The organism is Pontibacter chitinilyticus (assembly GCF_039748935.1).
Lineage (GTDB): Bacteria > Bacteroidota > Bacteroidia > Cytophagales > Hymenobacteraceae > Pontibacter > Pontibacter chitinilyticus.
The window spans coordinates 136,181-156,965 of the sequence record NZ_JBDIZJ010000002.1 but is presented as its reverse complement, the minus strand read 5'-3'; the positions used below and the strand labels follow the sequence as shown (position 1 = coordinate 156,965).

Genomic DNA, 20,785 nt, shown 5'->3' with positions numbered 1-20,785 from the left:
CTTATACAGGTGTGGAAATCAGTTCTTGTAACTTGTCGCTTATCGCTGCAAAGGAGCCGCTTGCTTTTAGGTGCCCTTCCTGCAACAGTAAAACCCGGTGGCAAAGCTGCATGACATCCGGGTCGTTGCTCACGATGAGCACGGTCCAGTCAAATGCGGGGGCAAACAGCAGGTGCAGCAGGCGCATCTTCTCAGGCTTTTCCATTCCGGCCCAGAAATCATCTATAATGAGCAACTTCGGGCGTTGCACCAGGCTGCGGGCAAGTATAATTTTGCGTGCTACGCTGGTGGGTAAGCGCATGCTGCCGCCGGTCAGATAGGTGTGCAGCCCTTTTGGCAAAGCGTGTACAAAAGCGGTGAGGCCTGTTACCTCCAGCGCCCAAACAATGTCCTGCATCGGCAACTCCTGCCCCAGTGTCAGGTTGTCCAGGAAAGTGCCGTCAAACACCTGCTCTTTGGAGCTGTTTTCGCCAATCAGGCTGCGCAGGCTCGCTATGTCGAGGTCGCGGAGGGAGAGGTTGTTGAAAGCAATGCTGCCTTGGTACGAAGGCAGCAGCCCCAGCAGCAGGCTCACCAGGGTGGATTTGCCTGAGCTATGGTAACCTGCCAGGCACACCCGCTCGCCGGAGTGGATCTGGAAGGAAACGTCAGTCAGGCTTGGCTTTTTACTGTTAGGGTGCTGGTAGCTCAGGTTTTGCACCTGCAGCGCCAGCCCTTGTTGCGCCAGCTTCCGCAAATCAACCCCTGTCGGTTCTTCAATAGGCAGGTCGGTTACGGTGCCGATTTTGTCCAGCGAGGTGAGCACATCATACACGGTGTCCAGCTTCACGATGATCTTCTCCACAGCCGACATGATCAGGATAATGATGATCTCTGAAGCTACAAACTGCCCGATATTGATTTCCTGCTGCACCACCAGTACGCAGCCCAGCGCAAGCAAGCCGCCTGTGATAAAAGTTTTGAAGCCCACAAAGCTGAAGTACTGTGTCATCAGGATGCGGAAGTGCTGCTGACGCACCTGCAGGTAGCTGCTCACATAGCCGTCGGTGCGCTGCATGGGCAGGTTGGTGTGGCCCACCAGCTGAAAGGTACTTAGGGAGCGCGCCATCTCCTCCAGCCAGGCCACCAGTTTATACTTGTACTTCGACTCCTCCAGGCTTGTTTGAACGCCTTTATCGCCTGTCCACCACAGGATAAAGGCGAGCGTGAGCACCAGTACAATACCGAAAAAGATGAAGTATGGGTGGTAAAATGAAAGCAGGATCAGGCCAAATACGATCTGGATAATTGCCATCGAAAAGTCAATGAGGAGCTTGGCAAGGCCTTTCTGCAGGAGGGGCACATCAAAAAAACGGTTCATAAGCTCCGGCAGGTAATAAGCGTGCAGCTTCTCCTGTTGCAGGCGCGGCACCCGGTAGGCAAAGTCGAAGGCGGTGCGGGCAAACAGGCGCTGCTGGATAAACTCCACCAGCCACAGCTGCATCACCTGCAGGCCGCCCATCAGCAGAAAGGCCAGCACAAGCAAACCAATTAGTACCACTACCGAGACAGTGATCTCCCCGCTCGATACAAAGCCAATGATGCTCTGGATGCCCAGCGGCAGCGACAGGCTGATGAGGCCGGCAGCCAGGGCGTATACATACATGTACAGGATCTCGCGGCGCTCCAGTGCCAGGAGCTGCAGGAAGCGCTGCAGGGGCGTGAATTTTTTCGTCGTGGCGCTCATACTTTCTCTGTTAATGTTGCGGATCAATGGCAGAAAAGATCAGGTGTTTCAGAAATGCGCCGGTTTCGGCCTCTGCCTGCTGGTGGCCGGCAATGTCGGTGAGGGAGGGCAGGTGCAGAGCAAAAAACACCTGCTGGTGCGCCGCCTCCAGTATGGTGCTGACAATGGCGTGCGGGTAAGGATAGCTGGGGTTCAGCTCCTGCACGATCTGCGCCACATGACGGCAAAGGCGTTTATACTCCAGAAAGTAGCCTTCCTGGTTGTCAGCATCCACATCCCGGGTCAGGTATACTTTAGAGGCTTCCGTGATGACGATGCGGTGCAGGGCGCCTTCATCGATGTGCAGGGTAGCCGGGTCGTTCTGGTTCGAACTGCTGATCACGTCGATCACGCGGTTCAGGCGCTCGCGCGGATCCGGGATGTTGTTTGTCTCAAAAGTTACACGATAATCTACCCAGGCCCAGTACCACGACACCAGGTATACCAGCAACTTGTGCTTGTTTTCGAAGTAGCGGTAAACAGAGGCTTCTGTTGAGTTGATCGCGGCAGCCAACTTTTTAAAGGTGAACTGTTCAAAGCCCAGCTCGTCCAGCAGCTTTATACTTTCAGAGATGATCCGGCGACCCAGCTCCGTACTTTCGGGGTCGCGCAAGTATGATTTGTGGGTGAGGGACAGTTTGATGCCTTTGGTTGTCATGGCGTTAGTGCTCATATGCTTTATTTACTGCAATATTAATCACTTACTTTTATATGTAATAGTTTTACTATCATAAATGTTTATAAAACTATCTTATTTTTTGTGAGCTGCAAGTATGGCTATGTAAAAGGATGGGAAAAATGCTGCGGTTAATAGGAGGCGCAGGGAGCAAAAAAGAGCCACAGAGAGGCTGCAACAAGTAATCCTACAGCAATTTAACAATAAAGCGTACCTTTGCTGCCTGCCCCAGCCGTAGGTATACTTAGGGCATAAACACCAGTTGTATGAAGTTTGATGATTACCGCATTTCCGACGAGATAAAAAGAAGCCTGAACAAGCTGGGCTTTAAGAAGCCGACTGATATCCAGTTCAAAGCCATTCCGCCTATTATGAAAGGCGAAGATGTGCTGGCTATTGCCCAGACAGGAACCGGTAAAACAGCGGCTTTTGCTATTCCGGTGCTCGACAAGCTGCAGTTTAGCAAAAATCGCAAGCGCGAAGATGGCATCAAATGCGTGGTGATGGTGCCGACGCGGGAGCTGGCCCTGCAGATAACCGAGGTGTTTAACGAGATAGGCCGCGGCACCCGCGTGAATACTTTCTGTGTGTATGGCGGCGTGGAGCAGGGGCCGCAGATCGCGAAGTTGGAGGATGGCATTGATGTGCTGGTGGCGACGCCCGGCCGCTTGTTCGACCTGGTAAGCCAGGGCTATATCCGGCTGGAGCGCGTGGAGATCCTGGTGCTCGACGAGGCCGACCATATGCTGGACCTGGGCTTCATCCACGACATTCGCCAGCTGATCACCCGGCTGCCGTACCAGCGCCAGACCCTGTTCTTCTCCGCCACCATCAACGAGAAGATCAAGGAACTGGCCTACTCGCTGGTAAATAAGCCAGTGCGTATCCAGATCTCCCCCAAAGACCCGGTTTCGAAAAATGTGGACCACTCGGTGATGTATGTGGACATGGACGACAAGCGCTTTTTTCTGGAGCGGGTAGTGAAGGAGAATCCGGATAAAAAGATACTTGTATTTGTTCGCACCAAAGTACGCGCCGAGCGGGTGATGAAAGCCATGGAGCGTGCCGGCATCGAAAGTATCACCATACACGGCGACAAAGACCAGAAAGACCGCAATCAGGCCATGAAGGAGTTCCGGAGCGGGGCGGTAAAGGTGATGATCGCCACGGACGTGAGCGCCCGCGGCATCGACATCCAAGGGGTAGAGTACGTGGTGAACTACGACCTGCCAGAGCAACCGGAAAATTATGTACACCGTGTGGGCCGTACGGGTCGAGGCACCGAAAAAGGCATTGCTGTGAGCTTTTGCGCTCCTGAAGAAAAGCCTATCCTCGACGAGATCCAAACCTATCTCACCAAGGACATTAAAGTGCTGCAGGTGGATAAAGACGATTATGAGGCCACCATCGACTTCAGTCCCACTGCCACCCACGACTGGCGTGCGCTGATGAAAGAGGCCGAAGAAACGAATGAAAAGGTAAAGGCCGCCAAAGCTAAAAAAGCAAAAGCCAAGGCTAAGAAAAAGAAGTAGCAGGGATTATAATATCACACAGCGGCCTGTGCGGATTTAGCATCTGCACAGGCCGCTGTGCGATATTATATTCTATTTGTTCTAAGCTTACGATAAAGAAGTGCAGCTATTGGATATTAGCTTTCACCCAGTTACCAATTGCATCTTTCATGAAATTCGTCATACCTGGACTAGACTGAAGATTTTGGCTCCAAGTATAAACCATCATTTCCTTATCACCTAAATTGATTTCTAAAGCTGCCACGCGACATTTCATGTTACCAACTTGTAACACATCTTCCTCACTAGCCTTGGCCTGTAGCTGAGAACAAAAATAGCGAGTAGCTCCACTGCCATTTATCAACAATGTATTTATGTTGCTCCTAAGTAACTGTTCTTTTAGAAATGGAAAATCATCAGTCATTAACTGCGATTTAGTCTCCTTGTTTAACTTTCCCCAAACAGGGTCTGTAGCCCACTGCACCAAATCTAAATGGCAGCAAGTTCCATTATAATAAGACACATTTAGTTTATTAAGGATATAATTTTCAATATGGTTAAACCAGCGATTGTAAGGATTATTATGAAAATAATTGATACAAGAACTAAGTGCTTTCTGAATTTGGTCTTTATTTAAGTGTGATAAATCAGCACCATCAAGGGTTTTTAAATTCTCAAATCTCTTGTTGTTCCCATTGATAAGTTGGCCTTTGTTTAAGAATTCATTTTTGCTTGGGTTTAGACCTAAAGTAGCGACACGGGCAGTATTAAGATTTCCGAAGCATATTACTGGTATCGAATCCTTAACTACGCAAGAGTGTGAAGGGATCTTTGAAAGTCGGTCAATTAGAAGTTGTTCCATAATGCTTCTTGAATCAGTTTTATACAGTAAAAAAACATTATACTTAAAATATTTAGGAAGTTACATGTGTACTATAATTTCAGGTTTGAGAAATGGTATATTGGGAAACAAGTTTGGGAACAGAATTAGCTTCACCTATTTTGTTATCCTGTAATGTGCTTGTGAGCAAGCTGTTGCGGCTTAACCTCACTTCAGCCAAGTTTCTTACAGAATGACAAATCTGATTTATTCTTCAATCTATTTCTGTCCGCATACTTTATTAAAATTAAATTTCTTAAGCTACCCCCTCACCCGCTCCAGCAGCCGCTCCATCCAGAAGATCAGCAGCAGCGCCAGCAGGTTGACGCCGATGAACCGCTGGCCCGTGTCGGTGCCGATCAGGAACTGGAAAGAGGAGACGGCCAGCCGGAACTTGAGCGTCCAGGAGCCCACCATGTCGAAGCCGACCCCCACGCGCAGCCCCGCCACATACTGAAAAGCATCGGAGCCAAAGGCAACGTACACCACCTGCAGCACCTGGTTGAGGATGGAAAGTGTGAGGCCGCGCTTTAGGTTGCGGAACAGCATACGGCCGCAGAGCATGGAAAAAACATACAAAGCTGCCGCAAAAAGTGCAATGCGCAATACTTCCTGTGTCACTACGAGTTCGCCCCGAAACATGACCCAAAGGGTGAGCACGATGCCAAGTACGCCGCCTGTAAGCTGGTAAATGGCCAGCACCTTCAACTGATTTTGGATTTTTTGATCTGAAACGGGTTGCGGGCGTACCGGTTTTGCTGCCATGCCTGTATCTGCTATGCTGAAACGGCAAAGGTAGGGAAATTAGGCTTTCTTTCCGGGGTGTAAATCAAGCCTCCTTCAGAAACAGTTTGGTGAGTTTATAAAATAAGTCGCGGTGATCAGCTACGATGCGGTAGCCCAGTTCGGCTACAGTACTGGCAAGCGGCACCCGGTGGTAAAGCCAGTTCCAGGTGCTGTGGCCGCTTAGTTGCAGCAATACAGCCACCGCCTCTGCCCCGTGCATGGGCCGTCCATAGCTGTTTATTAGCCACACCGACCGCTGAAACTGCTTTCTGCTGATTCCATGAAATCCATCCGGCACCTCCTGAAAAGGAATGTACTGCACTTTGCCTTGCGTGTGCTGTTGCCACCGGCGCACCCAGTATTTGCAGAAGCTGCAGTCGCCGTCGTAAATGAGCATTGGAGTTTGGGTCATAGCGGTAGAAGTATAAGTTGGATAGCAGGTGCGGTTTATACATGTTTATACTTGCCTGAGCTACCTGGGTTGGGACATAGCAAGCAGATGGCGGCAGGTAGGGCAGTTATTTTCAAGAGGATTCTTTCTTTTTGGCTTTGCGCAAGGTTTTGATGTAGGCCAGTAAGTCGTCTAACTGCTCATCCGGAATGATGTTGTCCTTAAATGCAGGCATGGCTCCGAGGCCGTGGCGCACCTGGTAGCGAATGGCAAAGCCAGGTGCGGGTTTGTTGTTGAGGGCCGGCGCAAGGCCTGCTTCACCACCCGGATGACACTTCTGGCAATAGGCGTTAAAAACCACCTGGCCGCGCGCCACGGCTACCTCAGTTGTAGGAACAGGCGCATAGGCCGGCTGGCCCCGTTTGGCAGTACCGCAGGCGGCGGTAAATATTAGCAGGCAGCTGATGCGCAGGAGTGTGGCTGTTTTCATAGTTTCGGGGTTACTTTCCTGTTCGGATTATCTTCCAGACAACTCCTGTTTTTGGTTGCGGCTCCGATCCTTTTTCTGTCACTTTCATCACGCCGAAATCCACCACGTAAAGGCTTTGCCCGTCCGGTGCGAACTTTACGGATACAGGGCGTTCCAGGCCACCGGTTTTTAGTTTAGAGGCGGGACCATTTGTTTTGCCTTTGTTCACGGCAAAGTCCGTGATCACGCCAGTTGCCACATCTACCCGCACTACTTTATACCCGACTGGCTTTAACACTTTCCCCACCTGTGGTGCCATATCGCCGAACTGCGCGACAAACGCTTGCCCGGCATAGCCGAAGGTGTCGTTTGGGAAAAGTCAATGCCATTAGAGGAAGAGTGTACCCCAAAAGTGGCAGCAGGCCGGGGTGGTATGCCCGGTGAAGCGATCAGCAGGGGCTCCGGTGCGGCTTTGCCGGGTGCTCCGAAACGCTCACCGTTAAACGCTGTGCCACCTGAGTAGTCTGGCCAGCCATACCAGGCGCCTGGCTGCACGGCCCACAGGTAATCGCCTGCGCCCCAAACCGGGCGGCTGCCGCGGTCGTCGTAACCGTTGTCGCTCACGTAAAGCTGCCCTGCCGGCGAGAAGGCCAGTCCAAACGGATTACGCAAGCCCCAGGCAACCAACTCCAGCGGCCCACCTTCCGGCGACAGGCGCAGCACCGCACCCGTCCAAGGCAGGCTGCCTTGGACGGTCTGTCCTTCGGTGGCCGGTACGCCATAAGGCAGGTATGGGCCGGTAGTCTGCACTTCGCCGGTTCTTTGAGGTGGCAGATGGCTGGTATAGTTGCGGCCTGTCAGCGAAATGTCCTGGCAGGGAATATCGTGAAAATCAGGATAGCGTTTCAGCCAACCATAGTTGTAGTTATCCGGGCCAACTATACCGGAGTTAGTAGCGGTGCCAAGGCCGAAGTATACTTTGCCATCCGGGCCAATTACCGGCCCATTGGTGTGGTGGTCGCCCAGGGTAGGAAGGTTTTCTACCAGTGCTGTAATGGTACCGTTCGGCGTAATGCGCAGGATCTTACCGCCTTCCAGTTCGCCGCCCTCTGCTACATAAAAATTGCCGTTGTGAAAGGTGATGCCCGTCCAGGGGCCGTTCTTGTTGCCCTTGGCTACGGTGATCTGGCTGCCATCGGGCTCCAGGCGGAGCAGCTTCGGCTCAAGGAATACTTCGCCATAGGAGTAGCCGGCCTCTACCACATACGCTTGCCCCTGCGCATCAAAGGTTATACTTGTCGGGTAAGTCAATTGCGTGGCTACAGCAACGGCTTCATACCCTTCCGGCAGGTTAATAGCTGCAGGATTTACCGGCCTGGAGGTGGTGCGGATCTCTCCCTGGCCCCCACCCGAGGAAGGCGCCAGTGTGTAGCAGCTACTCAGGGCAAGCAGGAGCAACAGCGGGAAAAAGCGTTTTTGCGACCGTGCAGCTTTTGATTGTAAATATTTTATCATACATTAACTTGTAATAAGTTCAGTACGTGCGGAGTACCTAGAAGTTAGACAGGTAAAAATGACGGGCAGGCCGGCAATGGTATATTTCTGGAAGCGCAACAACTACCTGACGGAGGCGGTGTTATGGCTGGCAGGTATTGGTGCACTGGGGCTGATGCAGCCGGAGGGAAAGCATTTGTTCAGCCTGTGCCCGTGGAGTTGGCTGGGCCTGTCTATTTGCCCGGGTTGCGGCCTGGGGCATGCCATCAGCTTTCTGCTGCACGGGCAGTGGCAGGCATCGTGGCAGGCGCACCCGCTGGGGCTGCCGGCGCTGGTGCTGCTGGTGTGGCGAAGTATAAGTTTAATGCGCTGGCACTTTTCCAGATTACGTACATCCACCTAAAACACAACATGTATACTTATGGCAAACATCCTAAACCTGATGCCGGACCTGGAGCCGGATGAAATGGCTTACGTACAGTCGCTCGTGCAGGACATGCCGCAGGCAGAGGCGCAGCAGTTTGCAAATATTTACCGCGCCCGCCGCAAAGAGCCGAAACTGGTGCTCATTACGGCTATCATTGGCTTTTTTGGGGTGGCAGGTGTTCACCGGTTTCTGCTGGGGCAGATTGGCATGGGGCTGCTCTATTTCTTTACAGGCGGTCTCTGCCTGGTAGGTACCATCATCGACATGATCAACCACAAGCGTCTGGCTTTTGAATACAATGTAAAGGAGGCCCAGCAGGCACTGGCGATGATGCGCGGCTATGGGACCTAAGGAAACGGTGTTTGGCCTACTTTAATTTGATAAAACTGCTGCGGTAGCGCTGGCTGTTGTCATACAGTTGCAGCACATATAGCCCGGCAGGTAGCTCCTGTACATTAATGGTGGGCTCTACTTGCGGTAGAAGCTGTACCCGCTTCACCAACCGGCCAACAGCGTCGTATACTTCGGCGGCGGAGGGAGTAAAATTTAGCTGCGCTACCTGTAGCATATCAGTCGTTGGGTTCGGGTAAAGTATAACGGGCAATTGTTGCGGCACTTCCAGCAAGGGATTGCGCTCATTCTGAAGTACCTTGAGCAGCAGCCAGTGGTTTGGATCTATTTCCACGCTGCTCACCTGCCCCGGCACGCGGAACACATATTGTGTGTTGGGCTTGTTTTGAGTCACCCGAATGGTGGTGTCGCCGGTAGCCGTATGGAACAGGTATTCCATGTCCGTTTGAAAGAAAGGTGTCATACCGCTTGGTGTCTGGTTGGCTGTCAGCACTACTATGTTTCCCTGCTGGTTCCATTCTGCTGCCAGCAGAGGATAGCCATAGCCGGCATACCACTGGTTAAAAAAGTAGCCCAGGTCCAACCCTGTTGTTTTTTCAAATACCTGCTGCAGGTCTTGTGTAACGGCGGTGCGGCCCCCGAACTGCTGCTGATAGTTGCGCAGCGCCAGGAAAAACAGGCTATCATTGTTTATGGCAAAACGCAGCATGTGGATAACGGAAGCTGCTTTTTTATAGGTGAGGCGGTAATCAAAAATGCGGTTTACATTGGTGGTGTCATCTACCTGCACCGATCCGTTGACATATTGGAAAGCATAGTTGTGGGCATTTTGCAGCCAGGCTTCTGCCGCTTGCCCCGAGCCGAAATGTTGCAGCGAGAGGTACTCGCTGTATGAGGCAAAGCCTTCGTTCAGCCAGATATCTTCCCAGGAGCCGCAAGTTACGTTGTCGCCAAACCACTGGTGGGCCAGCTCGTGCGCGGTGAGGGTAAACTCGAAGGTGCTCTGCGTGGTCATAGTCTGGTGCTCCATACCGCCCCCGATCGGTGCCATACTATGGCCATACTTCTCTGCCGCAAACGGGTAAAGCGTAAACAGCGTAGAGTAATACTCAATAAAAGGCCCTGTCCGGTTCATTTCCTCCTTATACCTGTCCAGTGCTCCGCCGCGGTATACATAGTTCACGATAGGAATAGGAGCAGCGGCACCAGCCGGGCGGGCATAGGTGATATACTCCTCATAGTTAGATACGGCAACAGAGACAAGGTAATAGTCGATCGGGTAGCGCGATTTCCACTCGTAGCGCTTTTTGCCGTTGGGCAAATTCATGGTGCGGGTGAGCAAGCCGTTGGATCCTACTTTATTGTCTGCGCTAGTCGTGACGAACACGTAAACCGAATCGGCTTTATCGGTGAGCACCTGCTTGGTGGGCCACCACTCGTATGCGGCATAAGGCTCGCTCAGGCTCCAGGTTACCTGATTGTTCCAGGTCGGCTCTACATCAGTGCTAAATCCGTTGCCGATGGCGGCGCTCCCCTCGTTCGGTGCGGTGCCCTGGTAAGTTATACTTACTGATACGGCTGCATTTGCCGGAATAGCTGCTGCTAACGGAAGGCTTACTTCGTTGTCCTTGCGGTTAATAGTTGGCTGAGGAGTGCCGTTCACCAGGACTTGTTCAATCGTAAAGTTTGGGTGCAGCTCAAAGGCAAAAGTGCTCAGGGGCGCTTTTGTTTTGGCATTGATAGTAACCGTGCCGGCGATAAAGGTGGTATTTCGCTCCAGTTGCAGGTCCAGCTTATAAAAGGTGACATCATACTGGTTCATCAGGCGCTGGTGCTCCGGCGAAACCACAGCTTTGCGTTGGCTGAAGCTCAGGCGACTGGCGGCACAGCTGCTTAGTTGCTGCGCACTGCAGATTGTAGTACAGCAGCAAACACAGAAGAGCAATAGCAGGTGATAGTATAGTTTCTTCATAGCATGTAAGGGAAAACGGCTTTTATATCGGATTTGTAAGCTGTTGAGTATGTATGAACGCTTGGTTTGCAGCCGCGGCTGTCGCTTACTTTAAAGGCGTTACTGTGTAGCCTTGCTGCCTGAGCAGGTGCAGGAGGCCCTTTTCTCCTGCTAAGTGCCCGGCTCCTACAGCAAAAAAGGTGGACCGGGCTTTTGCTTCCCGTTCTATCACCGGCACCCAGCGCTTATTACGGTCCGTCAGGAATGCCTGCTCATATTGCGCATACGTGGCTGTATCCATTTCTGCCTCGGAGAGTTTTGCTAGTCCCTGCAGGTCCTGAGCCAAGTATAACTGCACCATTTTCCGGTAATCGGCTTTTGCTTCCGCCATATCTTTCAACGTTTTCAGCAGCATATCTGCTTGTGCGTTGCTGGGCAGGTGGTCCATTGCTTGCAGCTGTTCCTGCACAGTCTCTACCCCAATCACTTCTTTGCCTTGCGCATGCGCCATTTCAACTAAATGTTGCTCATACGATTCAGCCGGGCAGTCCGTCAGCTCCGAAAACAAGAGCGACTGCAGCATAAAAGGCTTCATCTTATTCAGGTACTGAATATCGATGCCCATACTTTGCTGGAAATGCGCGGCCAGTAGCTGGTAGTCTGCAGCAGAAAAGAACGATTCCAGGCTTTGATCTGGCGGTAACATGGCGCTTTGCAGCAGCTCGGCCGCAAAATTCGGGGCGTCCATGTCTATCTCCAGCGCCAGTTGGCTGGTTTGCTGCAGACTGGCTTTTACCTGCTCAGGTATAGAGAAATCCTGCGGACACACAGCATGAATGGTGCCGAACAGGTAGGAGGGCTGCAACCCCTTGCCTGCTATTTTCCAAAGCAGGCTTTGCGTGGCATCATTGGTTTGCGCGGTAACCAGGCCAGGCAGCCAGAGCAACCACCAGCACAGGAGCACTTTTGGCACGCTCGTAATCCATTTATACATAACATAGAGCTTAACTGTAGCAAGATAAGCGTTTGTCTGGATTTAAGAATGCGACAGCGTACTTCTGGCTTAACTTAACGGGCAATGTGTATATTTGCGCCATTACAGCACAGGAAAGCAGCCCATGGAAGAACTATACTTATCCGACATCTACATCTACCCAATCAAATCCCTGGGCGGCATCCGGCTACAGGAGGCTGAGGTAGAACCGCAGGGCCTGCGCTACGACCGCCGCTGGATGCTGGTAGATGAACAAGGTGCTTTTCTGACGCAACGGCAACATGCGCACATGGCTCTGTTGCAGGTAGCCCTGCTGCCGGACGGACTGCAGGTAACGCATAAGCAGGAACTACTGGCGCCGCTCTTTATACCCTTCGAGGATAACAGGACAGGACCTACTATAGAAGTGCAGATTTGGGATGATGTGGTGCCTGCACAGGAGGTTAATAGGGAGGATGCGCATGCCTGGTTTTCGGAAGCTTTGGGAATGCCTGCGCGGCTGGTGCACATGCCGCTTTCCTCGCGCCGCCTGGTAGACCAGCGTTACGCCCGGCAGAACGAGGTAGTTAGTTTTGCCGATGCATATCCTTTTATGTTGATTGGGCAGGCCTCACTCGATGACCTGAACAGCCGCCTTCAGGAACCGGTGCCGATGGATCGTTTTCGGCCAACATTCGTTTTTCGGGGAGGCACTCCTTTTGCCGAGGATACCTGGCAGGAGTTCCGGATCGGCACGCAATCTTTTTGTGCCGTTAAGCCCTGCGCCCGCTGCGTTGTTATTACCATCAACCAAAATACTACAGAAAAAAGTGCGGAGCCCCTCCGCACCTTGGCTACTTACCGGCTTCAGAAGAACAAAGTTATGTTTGGCCAGAACTTGTTGCAGCATGGAAACGGTGCCGTGCGCATTGGAGATAAAATAGAAGTGCTGCGCTGGCGGTAAGCCGATGGGCTGTCGGGTTCATCGCTATACTAACGTGCGGAGGGATAGCTACAGTGGTCGTCCATCGGTACGTACAAAATAGGGTTTGCATAACGTGCTGACCACATATGGGTTTATGCGGCTGTTTGTATCAGGAATGGTTGTATAACACCGGGTACCTACAGACCTCTCCGCACATAAGCCGCTGCTGTACACAATTTTTTGTAGAATCTTTTTTAGCATCTTTCCAAGGCTTTTGCCCAGACAATCTACCTTGAAATTCCTCCTTTAATTCTCTGATTTCGAGATTCTAAATGTTTCATGCTTCTCTGATAGTTAAAACAACGGCGCCCAGCAGCCTATTGATTCTTTCATTTCCCTCTTATGTAGCTATTTGGAGAAAGCTGCAGGTATGCTTCTTTGTATAGTAAGAAGCGCCAGATTTATACTCTGCTTGTATTAACTTAAATATTATTAATGTTTCCCTTCTAAACCTCACACTATCTGCTGCATTATATAAATAAAAATATATTTATATAATGCAGGGTTGTTGTTGTTTCTCTTTTGGAGAATATACAAATGCTATGTTTCAGCCATTCAGTTTCAGTCTAAGCTTATTAGCTGTTTTGCATTAAGGGACTTATTGTACTAAAAAGATACGAAAACTACTGTTCAGGTTTGTTGTTGTAGAGGTATTATTTATTTTATTGATGTAGTATCGTATATTTGGTTGACAACTAATCTTAATTTATCCTTAACTAACTAAACAAGTAGTATGAAAAGAAGTCTACTAATCTGTTTGGCTTTGATGTTTGCCCTGCTGCAACAGGCGCTTGCACAAAGTAAAACAGTGTCGGGCATTGTTACCGACCAAACAACCGGACTGGGACTGCCGGGTGTTTCAGTAATTGTAAAAGGGTCATCGGTAGGTACAGCCACAAGTGCTGATGGATCTTACACCTTAAATGTGCCCGAGAATGGGAGTACTTTGGTTTTCCGGTATATTGGCTACACCAACAAAGAGGTTCCTATTGGTAATAGTGCAGTGTTGAATGTTGCTTTAGGCGTAGATAACAAGCAACTGAGCGAAGTAATCATCACAGGGTACGGCAACACTAATACGATTGCGAATACGGGTGCTGTTTCTCAAATTAAAGCGGCCGATATAGAGGAGGTGCCTGTAACTTCTTTTGATAAGGCGCTGCAGGGAAGAGTGCCAGGCTTGCAGTCTGTTGGTGCTTCTGGCCAGCCAGGATCTTCTCAGGAAATCCGCATCCGAGGTATTGGCTCCATGACAGCCTCTTCTTCACCGCTATATGTAATTGATGGTGTACCGATCAACTCGGGTGACCTGTCCAGAAACACAACGACTGCTAACGCATTGTCAGGTATCAATCCAAACGACATTGAGAGCATTACTGTGTTGAAAGATGCTTCTGCGGCCTCTATTTATGGCTCAAGAGCGGCAAACGGCGTAATTGTGGTAACTACCAAAAGTGGTAAGTCTGGTAAAACAAGCGTTCACTTTGATGCCGAAACAGGTTATTCCAAGCGCGCCTATTACAACGAAAACACCCGTCCGCTTACGACAGAGGAAACTTTAGAACTGGCTGGAGAGGCAATTCTGAACCACCCGAAATATGGCCCAGGCTATGCCGGTCAGGCAAAGCGCGATGTTGCGATTGATGCCTTCGGGTTCGATCCGGATGTAAACACCGACTGGTATGATGTAGTATCCCAAACAGGTAAGACCCAGCAGTACAACCTCTCAACGGATGGTGGAAATGACAAGACACAGTTTCACCTGTCAGGCGGTTACTTCAGTCAGGAGGGTACGATCAAAACATCTGAATTTGATCGTTACAGTGGCAGCATCAACCTGACGCATAAGCTTAGCAATAAGTTTACTGTAGGCACTAACCTGATGATATCTAACTCAAAGCAGACAGGCCCAAGCAACAGCGGTTACTTTTCTAACCCAATTCTGGCTTCGTTGTTCTTAACACCTGATGTGGCGCCTTTTAATGAGGATGGTTCATTCAACCTTTTTGGCGGTTTATATAATCCGCTAGCTATTTTCGCTTACGACAATAACAAAACTAACATTCTGAAGGGAATCGGAAGTGTGAACGGTTCTTATGAGATACTGCCTAACCTGAAGATCACTTCCAAGTTCGGTATCGATTATAACAACTTAGAAGAGAACCAGTACCAAAGCCCGTTATATGGCGATGGCCAGGATGTGGGCTATGCCTACCGGTACTATACCCGTTATTTTAACTGGGTATGGACAAACCTGGTAGATTATACCTGGGATGTGAACCACGACAACACGTGGGTAGCCACCATGAAAGCTGGTTATGAGGCACAGAAGTCTCAGTACTACTCTTCTAACGTAGAAACTTCTGTATTCCCGAACAATACTAACATTACGGCCCCAAGTGTGGGTGCTACCCCGCTGACAGCCACAGGAACGCAGGAGGATTATACTTTTGCCTCTATCCTAGCAATCGGTGACATTACATACAAAGGTAAGTATGTGATTTCTGGTAGCTACCGTCGTGACGGTTCTTCCAGATTTGGAGCTGAAAACCGTTATGGTAACTTCTGGTCAGCCGGTTTAAGTTGGAATGCAGATCAGGAAGAGTTTATCAGAAATATCTCTTGGATTGATCAGTTGAAGTTCAGAGCTTCTTATGGTGTAAACGGTAATGCTGGTATTGGTAACTACGGCTGGAGACCGCTTTACAGTTACGGTACAGCTAGTATTAGTGGAACAGGCTATAACCTGAACTACAACGGCCAGTTAGGTAGTGCCCCATCTTCGTTAGGCAACCAAGGGCTTACATGGGAGAAGAATAAGCCGTTCGACGTAGGTGTGGATATGGCTTTCTTCCAGAACAGACTGAGCATTACGGCAGACTATTACGACCGTAAAACAACAGACCTTTTGCTGAACGTGCCGCTTTCCAGAACTTCGGGTTTCCCGAACTACCTGGATAACGTGGGCGCAATGAGAAACAGCGGTATCGAGTTTGCCGTTAATGCTACGCCTGTGCTGGCAGGAGACTTCCGTTGGGATGTAAACTTCAGCATCTCTAAGAACAAGAATGAGATCACTGCACTAGCAGAGGATGAGCAAGTGGCTTCTCCATATATCAGAAAGATCGGAGAAGACTACCAGACCTATTATATGCCTGTATGGGCAGGTGTAGATCCTACTACTGGCGACCCGCTGTGGTACAAAGATGCTACCCGCACAGAGACTACCAACAACTGGAACCAGGCAGAGTATGTTGTAACGGATAAAACAGCTACACCAAAAGGTTTCGGCAGTTTCGGTACCACCATCAGCTACAAAGGCCTGGCATTCGACGCCCTGTTCTACTACAGCTATGGCAACTACATCTATGACCCATACTACCGTTACCTGAACAGCGGCGGTGCCTACATCGGCTCGTTTAACCAGCGGGCAACAGAGCTGAACAGATGGCAGAACCCTGGTGACATCACAGATGTGCCACGCTATGTATACGGCGGTACCTTAGCCTATAGCCAGTCTACACGCATCCTGGACAGCGGTGATTTTGTTCGTCTGAGAGATGTATCGCTGTCCTACAAGTTGCCAACCAGCCTTATCGAACGAGTGAAGCTTTCTAATGTAAGGCTTTATGTTAGAGGTACCAACCTGTGGACGCATGTGAAAGACGACAACCTTCCTTACGACCCGGAAGCAGGTGGTGTGAGTGGTCAGACTAACTTTGACATTGAGATACCTAAAACGGTGACTTTCGGTGTTAACATTGGTATCTAATTTTAACTGAATTCTGAAATGATGAGAAATTATAAATATATGATTCTGTCGGGGGTGCTGGCTTTGAGTGCACTCAGTTCTTGCGACAAAGATTTCCTTGACCAGCAACCGTATACATCAATTCCTACGAACAATGCTTTCCTTACGGACGCCGATGTTTTTGCAGCGTTAAACGGAACCTATTCAGGGCTACAGGAGACAGATCTCTATGGTCGTTCTATCCTGGTTTTGGGAGATATACTGGCCAACAACACCTTTGTGTCTACCAAAAATGCCGGCCGTTACCTGGAGTTTGAGAACTATACGTTCAGCCGAAACAACGGCACTATTTCGGATTTGTGGTCTGACAACTACAGAGTGATCACCCGAGCCAATGAGATCATCAATTCGGTGCAAACGGAGGTGTCAAACCAGGAGGATGTTGATCAGTATAAAGGTGAGGCTTATGCTATCCGGGCGCTGGCGTACTTTGATCTGGTGCGCTTCTTTGCCCGTCCGTATACAGATAGTCCGTCTGCCCCTGGGGTACCGCTTGTGCTGGAGAACGACTATACTGTAAAGCCGTCGCGGAATACAGTGGGCGAAGTATACGACCAGATTCTATCTGATTTAGAAAAAGCCTCTACCCTGATGACCAGCTACAGCAACTCCGGAAGATTCTCTCCGGGAGCAGCTACAGCGTTAGCAGCAAAGGTAAACCTGTTTAAAGGCGACTATACCACGGCTTTAGCCAAAGCGGAAGACGTGATCGACAACAGCGGATTTGCATTGGTGCCACGCGAAAGCGTGCTAGCCTATTGGGCAAACTCCGGAACGGCTGCTTCTAAAGGTGAAACCCTTTTCAGCGTAGTGTTTACAGAAGTAGATAACAACGGCTCTGATGAAATTGCCGATATCTACAGCCAGCAGGGTGGTTATGGTGATATCATCTCTACCAAAGAGGTATATGACCTGTACTCAAGTACCGATGTTCGGAAAGACCTTATTATTAACGGACCAAGAAAAGGCGGTGAAGCTTCAGCGTATATCGTTAACAAGTTCGAGAATGTAACAGGTGACCGGGACGACAGAGTAGTGCTTCGCATGTCAGAGATGTACCTGATCGCAGCGGAGTCTGCTGCACGCTTGGGAGATGAAGAAACAGCAAGAGGGTATCTCAACGCGCTAGTAGCTGAAAGAGATCCGTCGTTGGTGTATACTTCTACCGGTGAACAGCTGATCAATGACATCCTGCTGGAGCGTACGAAGGAACTGGTGTTTGAAGGAGATAAACTGCACACACTGGACCGTCTGAAAATGGATATCACTGGTCGTCCAAAATCACCGACAGAGGTGCCATACAGCGACTACAGAAGAGTGTTCCCGATTCCGCAGTCTGAGATTGACGCAAACAAAAATATCGAGCAAAACCCTAACTGGTAAGCAAAGTCTTGTATTTTAAAGCAAGTTGGTGAAACCGGAGACCCGGAAAGAGAGCCAACCAGCGCTAAATATATAAATCCCATAGTCGAAAGGCTATGGGATTTATTTTGTGGGCGTACTGCTATAGTGGCCATACTTAGCTTTACTCAAGGGAGTAGCTAAAGTATAAACCCGCAATATATGCAGGCTTGCTAAGACAGCTTTGTTACAGTAGCTATACAAGGGGTACAGCAGGGGATTGCCTAGCTGTTGCGGCGCGGGCAATAAACCGAATCAAGACGACTAATCTCCTGTAACTAGCTGTGATGTTATTGAAATATGATATATTTATAGCTGTAAAACAGAATATCAACGCTATGAACTTCAATATCTTAAAATGCTTTTTCCTGATGGGTTTCGTAGTCCTAAATGTTCAAATCTCATGGGCACAGACTTACCTGGAAGAAGTAGGAGGGCGCCCGATTCGTATCGGGCAATATGTGGATGTGCATGGATCTCCTTACCTGCAGGACGACTGGGCGAAAGGAACGGTTCAATTTGCGAACGGTAAAGCTTACGACGGGCTGGATCTGAAGTATGATATGGTGGCGGATATGCTTTTGTTTAAAGATGACAAAGGGCAGACGCTGGAGTTTGTGCAGCCTGTCGCCAAGTTTACCGTGGAGACGGCAGATGGGGTGAAGACCTTTCAGAATGGCTTTCCGGGGGAAGGCACTGCCACAGATAAAAGCTACTACCAGGTGCTGGCAAATGGCAAAGCGACGTTGCTGAAGCGCGGAGCCAAAGTCGTGCGAGAGGCAAAGCAGTATAACTCCGCCACCATCGAGAAGAACATTATGGATATTGGAGCTTACTACATCAACAAAGATGTGGCGCTGCATAAGATCAAGAACAACGAAAAGGCGGTGCTGGCAGAGCTCTCCGACCAAGCGCCGGCGCTAAAGGAATTTATCAAAGCCAACAAGTTGAATCTGAAAGAAGAGGAAGACCTGGTAAAGCTCGTGAACTACTATAATTCCCTTTAGAGAAGCGCTGAAGTGGTAATTTCAGCAGGAGCGGCAGCGCAACAAATTACGGTTGTGCTGCCGCTTTTTTGTTGGCAGACATAAAGAGGATGTTTATCTTTGAAGATAGCAGCGGAAGCTAAGCCGTTGAACACACCTTCACCTAACCTCTCAAGTTACTAAAAACAGACATGAACAAGTATAAATCAGGGATACTTTTGGGCGCCGCCTGCTTCCTCTCCGGTGCTTTCGTCTCCAGGGTAGCCGATAATAAGATTACCGTAAACATGCTGCAGAGTGCACAGCAGCTAATAGGTCTTCACTTTTCCGAAGCCAAGCTGGACTCCATGACGGAGGAACTGGAGGGGCTGCGGGAGAGCTACGAAGCGATTCACAAGGTGCCGCTGCCTAATGACGTGGCGCCAGCGCTGGTATTTAACCCAATTCCCGTGGGCTATACTTTCGAAGCGCAGCGGGTACCTTTTGAAGTAGCTCGCCCAGAGAAAGTAAAGCTGCCGAAGAACCGGGATGAGCTAGCCTTTTATACTATCCCCCAACTAGCGGAGCTGATCCGCACCAGGCAAATATCTTCGGAGGAACTGACAAAATTTTACCTGGCACGCCTGAAGAAGTATGGCCCGAAACTGGAATGTGTAATTACATTAACAGAAGACCTGGCCCTGCAGCAGGCGCGGCAAGCTGACAAGGAAATAAAAGCGGGCAAGTATAAAGGCTTGCTGCATGGTATCCCTTTTGGCGTGAAGGATCTGCTTTCTACCAGCCAGTATAAAACTACCTGGGGCGCGATGCCTTACAAAGAGCAGCAGTTGCACGAGGACGCCACTGTGGTAAAACGCCTGGAAGATGCCGGAGCAGTGCTGGTAGCCAAAACCACTTTAGGCGCCCTGGCTATGGGCGATGTATGGTTTGGCGGCAAAACCCGGACGCCCTGGGATATCACCAAAGGCTCCAGCGGCTCCTCGGCCGGTTCTGCCTCTGCAGTGGCGGCAGGCCTGCTGCCTTTTGCGCTCGGCACCGAAACACTGGGCTCCATCGTTTCGCCTTCTACTGCCTGTGGCACTACTGGCCTGCGGCCCACCTTTGGCCGCGTGAGCCGGCATGGCGCGATGGCGCTAAGCTGGTCAATGGATAAGATTGGGCCAATCGCGCGGTCAGCCGAAGATTGCGCCATTGTATTTAATGCCATTTACGGTCCTGACGGGCTGGACCCGTCGGTTTATGATGCGCCATTTAACTATAACCCGAACATTAACCCCAAGCAATTGCGGGTGGGATATCTGCAGAAAGACTTCGCGCGCAAGTATGGCTTTAAGGAGAACGACGAGCGCACGTTACAAACTTTACGCGACGCAGGAATAGAACTGGTGCCTATCGAGCTGCCCGACCTGCCTGCCGGCGACCTGACCCTGACAATCTCCGTGGAAGGTGCTGCGGCCTTTGATGAGCTCACCAGAGGCGGTCGCGACAGCCTGCTGGTGGCACAGGGGAAAGGGGCCTGGCCGAACTTATTTAGAGCAGCCCGCTTTGTGCCTGCCGTAGAATACATACAGGCGCAGCGCGTACGTACCCTGCTGGTGCAGCAAATGCAGGAAAAGCTCAAGGATGTTGATGTGTACCTCAGCCCTTCTTTTGCCAGCAGCAACCTGGTCGTAACCAACCTTACGGGGCATCCGTGTGTGGTATTGCCCAACGGGTTTCAGCAGAACGGCATGCCGACTACCATCACCTTTATGGGAAAGCTCTTTGGTGAAGCACAACTCCTGGCCTTCGCCAAATACTACCAAAGTTTGACAAACTTTGAAGAGCAGCATCCGTCCTTGGCCTTTGCCTCAGCGAAAGCTAAAAAATAGAACAAAGCAGAATGCCAGCCACAGCCAAATTTATACTTGGTAGGCGCGGGCATTCTG

General features: G+C 50.3%; 18 protein-coding genes. 8 read left to right on the top strand and 10 right to left on the bottom strand.

What is annotated here, in order from left to right; translation table 11 throughout:
• Nucleotide 1 precedes the first annotated feature (1 nt).
• Both ABDW72_RS04280 and ABDW72_RS04275 read right to left on the bottom strand, forming a co-directional pair.
• Nucleotides 2-1,726 carry a peptidase domain-containing ABC transporter gene (locus ABDW72_RS04280; RefSeq protein WP_347157224.1) on the bottom strand — a complete coding sequence of 575 codons (1,725 nt, stop codon included), beginning with the start codon at nt 1,724-1,726 and terminating at the stop codon, nt 2-4.
• A 10-nt stretch (nt 1,727-1,736) separates the two neighbouring features.
• A complete protein-coding gene (locus tag ABDW72_RS04275) occupies nt 1,737-2,438 on the bottom strand; it encodes a TetR/AcrR family transcriptional regulator (protein ID WP_347157223.1) in 702 nt (233 codons plus the stop codon).
• Between the two features lie 269 nt (nt 2,439-2,707).
• Here ABDW72_RS04275 and ABDW72_RS04270 point away from each other — a divergent pair, with 269 nt between their 5' ends.
• The gene (locus ABDW72_RS04270) at nt 2,708-3,973 is read left to right on the top strand and encodes a DEAD/DEAH box helicase (protein WP_347157222.1); all 1,266 of its coding nucleotides are present in this window, start codon (nt 2,708-2,710) and stop codon (nt 3,971-3,973) included.
• 106 nt (nt 3,974-4,079) lie between these two features.
• Here the strand turns inward: ABDW72_RS04270 and ABDW72_RS04265 are convergent, their stop codons facing one another.
• The 6 genes from ABDW72_RS04265 to ABDW72_RS04240 all read right to left on the bottom strand — a co-directional run bounded on the left by ABDW72_RS04265 (nt 4,080) and on the right by ABDW72_RS04240 (nt 7,993).
• Nucleotides 4,080-4,814, bottom strand: coding sequence for a hypothetical protein (locus ABDW72_RS04265; RefSeq protein ID WP_347157221.1), 735 nt, complete (start codon nt 4,812-4,814; stop codon nt 4,080-4,082).
• A gap of 279 nt (nt 4,815-5,093) precedes the next feature.
• Nucleotides 5,094-5,597 carry a hypothetical protein gene (locus ABDW72_RS04260; protein ID WP_347157220.1) on the bottom strand — a complete coding sequence of 168 codons (504 nt, stop codon included), beginning with the start codon at nt 5,595-5,597 and terminating at the stop codon, nt 5,094-5,096.
• A 64-nt stretch (nt 5,598-5,661) separates the two neighbouring features.
• Nucleotides 5,662-6,030 carry a thiol-disulfide oxidoreductase DCC family protein gene (locus ABDW72_RS04255; protein WP_347157219.1) on the bottom strand — a complete coding sequence of 123 codons (369 nt, stop codon included), beginning with the start codon at nt 6,028-6,030 and terminating at the stop codon, nt 5,662-5,664.
• Between the two features lie 112 nt (nt 6,031-6,142).
• Complete coding sequence (locus ABDW72_RS04250; RefSeq protein ID WP_347157218.1) at nt 6,143-6,499, bottom strand: c-type cytochrome; 357 nt, start codon at nt 6,497-6,499, stop codon at nt 6,143-6,145.
• 10 nt (nt 6,500-6,509) lie between these two features.
• Nucleotides 6,510-6,797, bottom strand: a complete 288-nt coding sequence (locus ABDW72_RS04245) for a hypothetical protein (RefSeq protein WP_347157217.1) — start codon at nt 6,795-6,797, stop codon at nt 6,510-6,512.
• Nucleotides 6,770-7,993, bottom strand: coding sequence for a PQQ-dependent sugar dehydrogenase (locus ABDW72_RS04240; protein ID WP_347157216.1), 1,224 nt, complete (start codon nt 7,991-7,993; stop codon nt 6,770-6,772). Before ABDW72_RS04240 ends, ABDW72_RS04245 begins: the two co-directional genes overlap by 28 nt.
• 58 nt (nt 7,994-8,051) lie before the next feature.
• Between ABDW72_RS04240 and ABDW72_RS04235 the strand changes: the two genes are divergently transcribed.
• A complete protein-coding gene (locus ABDW72_RS04235; protein ID WP_347157215.1) occupies nt 8,052-8,375 on the top strand; it encodes a DUF2752 domain-containing protein in 324 nt (107 codons plus the stop codon).
• An 18-nt stretch (nt 8,376-8,393) separates the two neighbouring features.
• Nucleotides 8,394-8,750, top strand: a complete 357-nt coding sequence (locus tag ABDW72_RS04230) for a TM2 domain-containing protein (RefSeq protein WP_347157214.1) — start codon at nt 8,394-8,396, stop codon at nt 8,748-8,750.
• A gap of 16 nt (nt 8,751-8,766) precedes the next feature.
• On the opposite strand, the gene ABDW72_RS04225 is transcribed toward ABDW72_RS04230, so the two are convergent.
• Together ABDW72_RS04225 and ABDW72_RS04220 are read right to left on the bottom strand one after the other, a co-directional pair.
• The gene (locus ABDW72_RS04225) at nt 8,767-10,722 is read right to left on the bottom strand and encodes a M1 family metallopeptidase (protein WP_347157213.1); all 1,956 of its coding nucleotides are present in this window, start codon (nt 10,720-10,722) and stop codon (nt 8,767-8,769) included.
• 85 nt (nt 10,723-10,807) lie between these two features.
• Nucleotides 10,808-11,695 carry a TraB/GumN family protein gene (locus ABDW72_RS04220; RefSeq protein WP_347157212.1) on the bottom strand — a complete coding sequence of 296 codons (888 nt, stop codon included), beginning with the start codon at nt 11,693-11,695 and terminating at the stop codon, nt 10,808-10,810.
• Between the two features lie 124 nt (nt 11,696-11,819).
• On the opposite strand from ABDW72_RS04220, the gene ABDW72_RS04215 reads away from it, so the two are divergent.
• The 5 genes from ABDW72_RS04215 (at nt 11,820) to ABDW72_RS04195 (ending at nt 20,728) form a co-directional block, all read left to right on the top strand.
• Nucleotides 11,820-12,638, top strand: coding sequence for an MOSC domain-containing protein (locus ABDW72_RS04215; RefSeq protein WP_347157211.1), 819 nt, complete (start codon nt 11,820-11,822; stop codon nt 12,636-12,638).
• 754 nt (nt 12,639-13,392) lie between these two features.
• The gene (locus ABDW72_RS04210) at nt 13,393-16,431 is read left to right on the top strand and encodes a SusC/RagA family TonB-linked outer membrane protein (protein WP_347157210.1); all 3,039 of its coding nucleotides are present in this window, start codon (nt 13,393-13,395) and stop codon (nt 16,429-16,431) included.
• Nucleotides 16,432-16,452: 21 nt separating this feature from the next.
• On the top strand, nt 16,453-17,853 hold the full coding sequence (locus tag ABDW72_RS04205) for a RagB/SusD family nutrient uptake outer membrane protein (protein WP_347157209.1): 1,401 nt from the start codon (nt 16,453-16,455) through the stop codon (nt 17,851-17,853).
• A 356-nt stretch (nt 17,854-18,209) separates the two neighbouring features.
• A complete protein-coding gene (locus ABDW72_RS04200; protein WP_347157208.1) occupies nt 18,210-18,878 on the top strand; it encodes a hypothetical protein in 669 nt (222 codons plus the stop codon).
• 170 nt (nt 18,879-19,048) lie between these two features.
• A complete protein-coding gene (locus ABDW72_RS04195; protein WP_347157207.1) occupies nt 19,049-20,728 on the top strand; it encodes an amidase in 1,680 nt (559 codons plus the stop codon).
• The last annotated feature ends 57 nt before the right edge of the window (nt 20,729-20,785 follow it).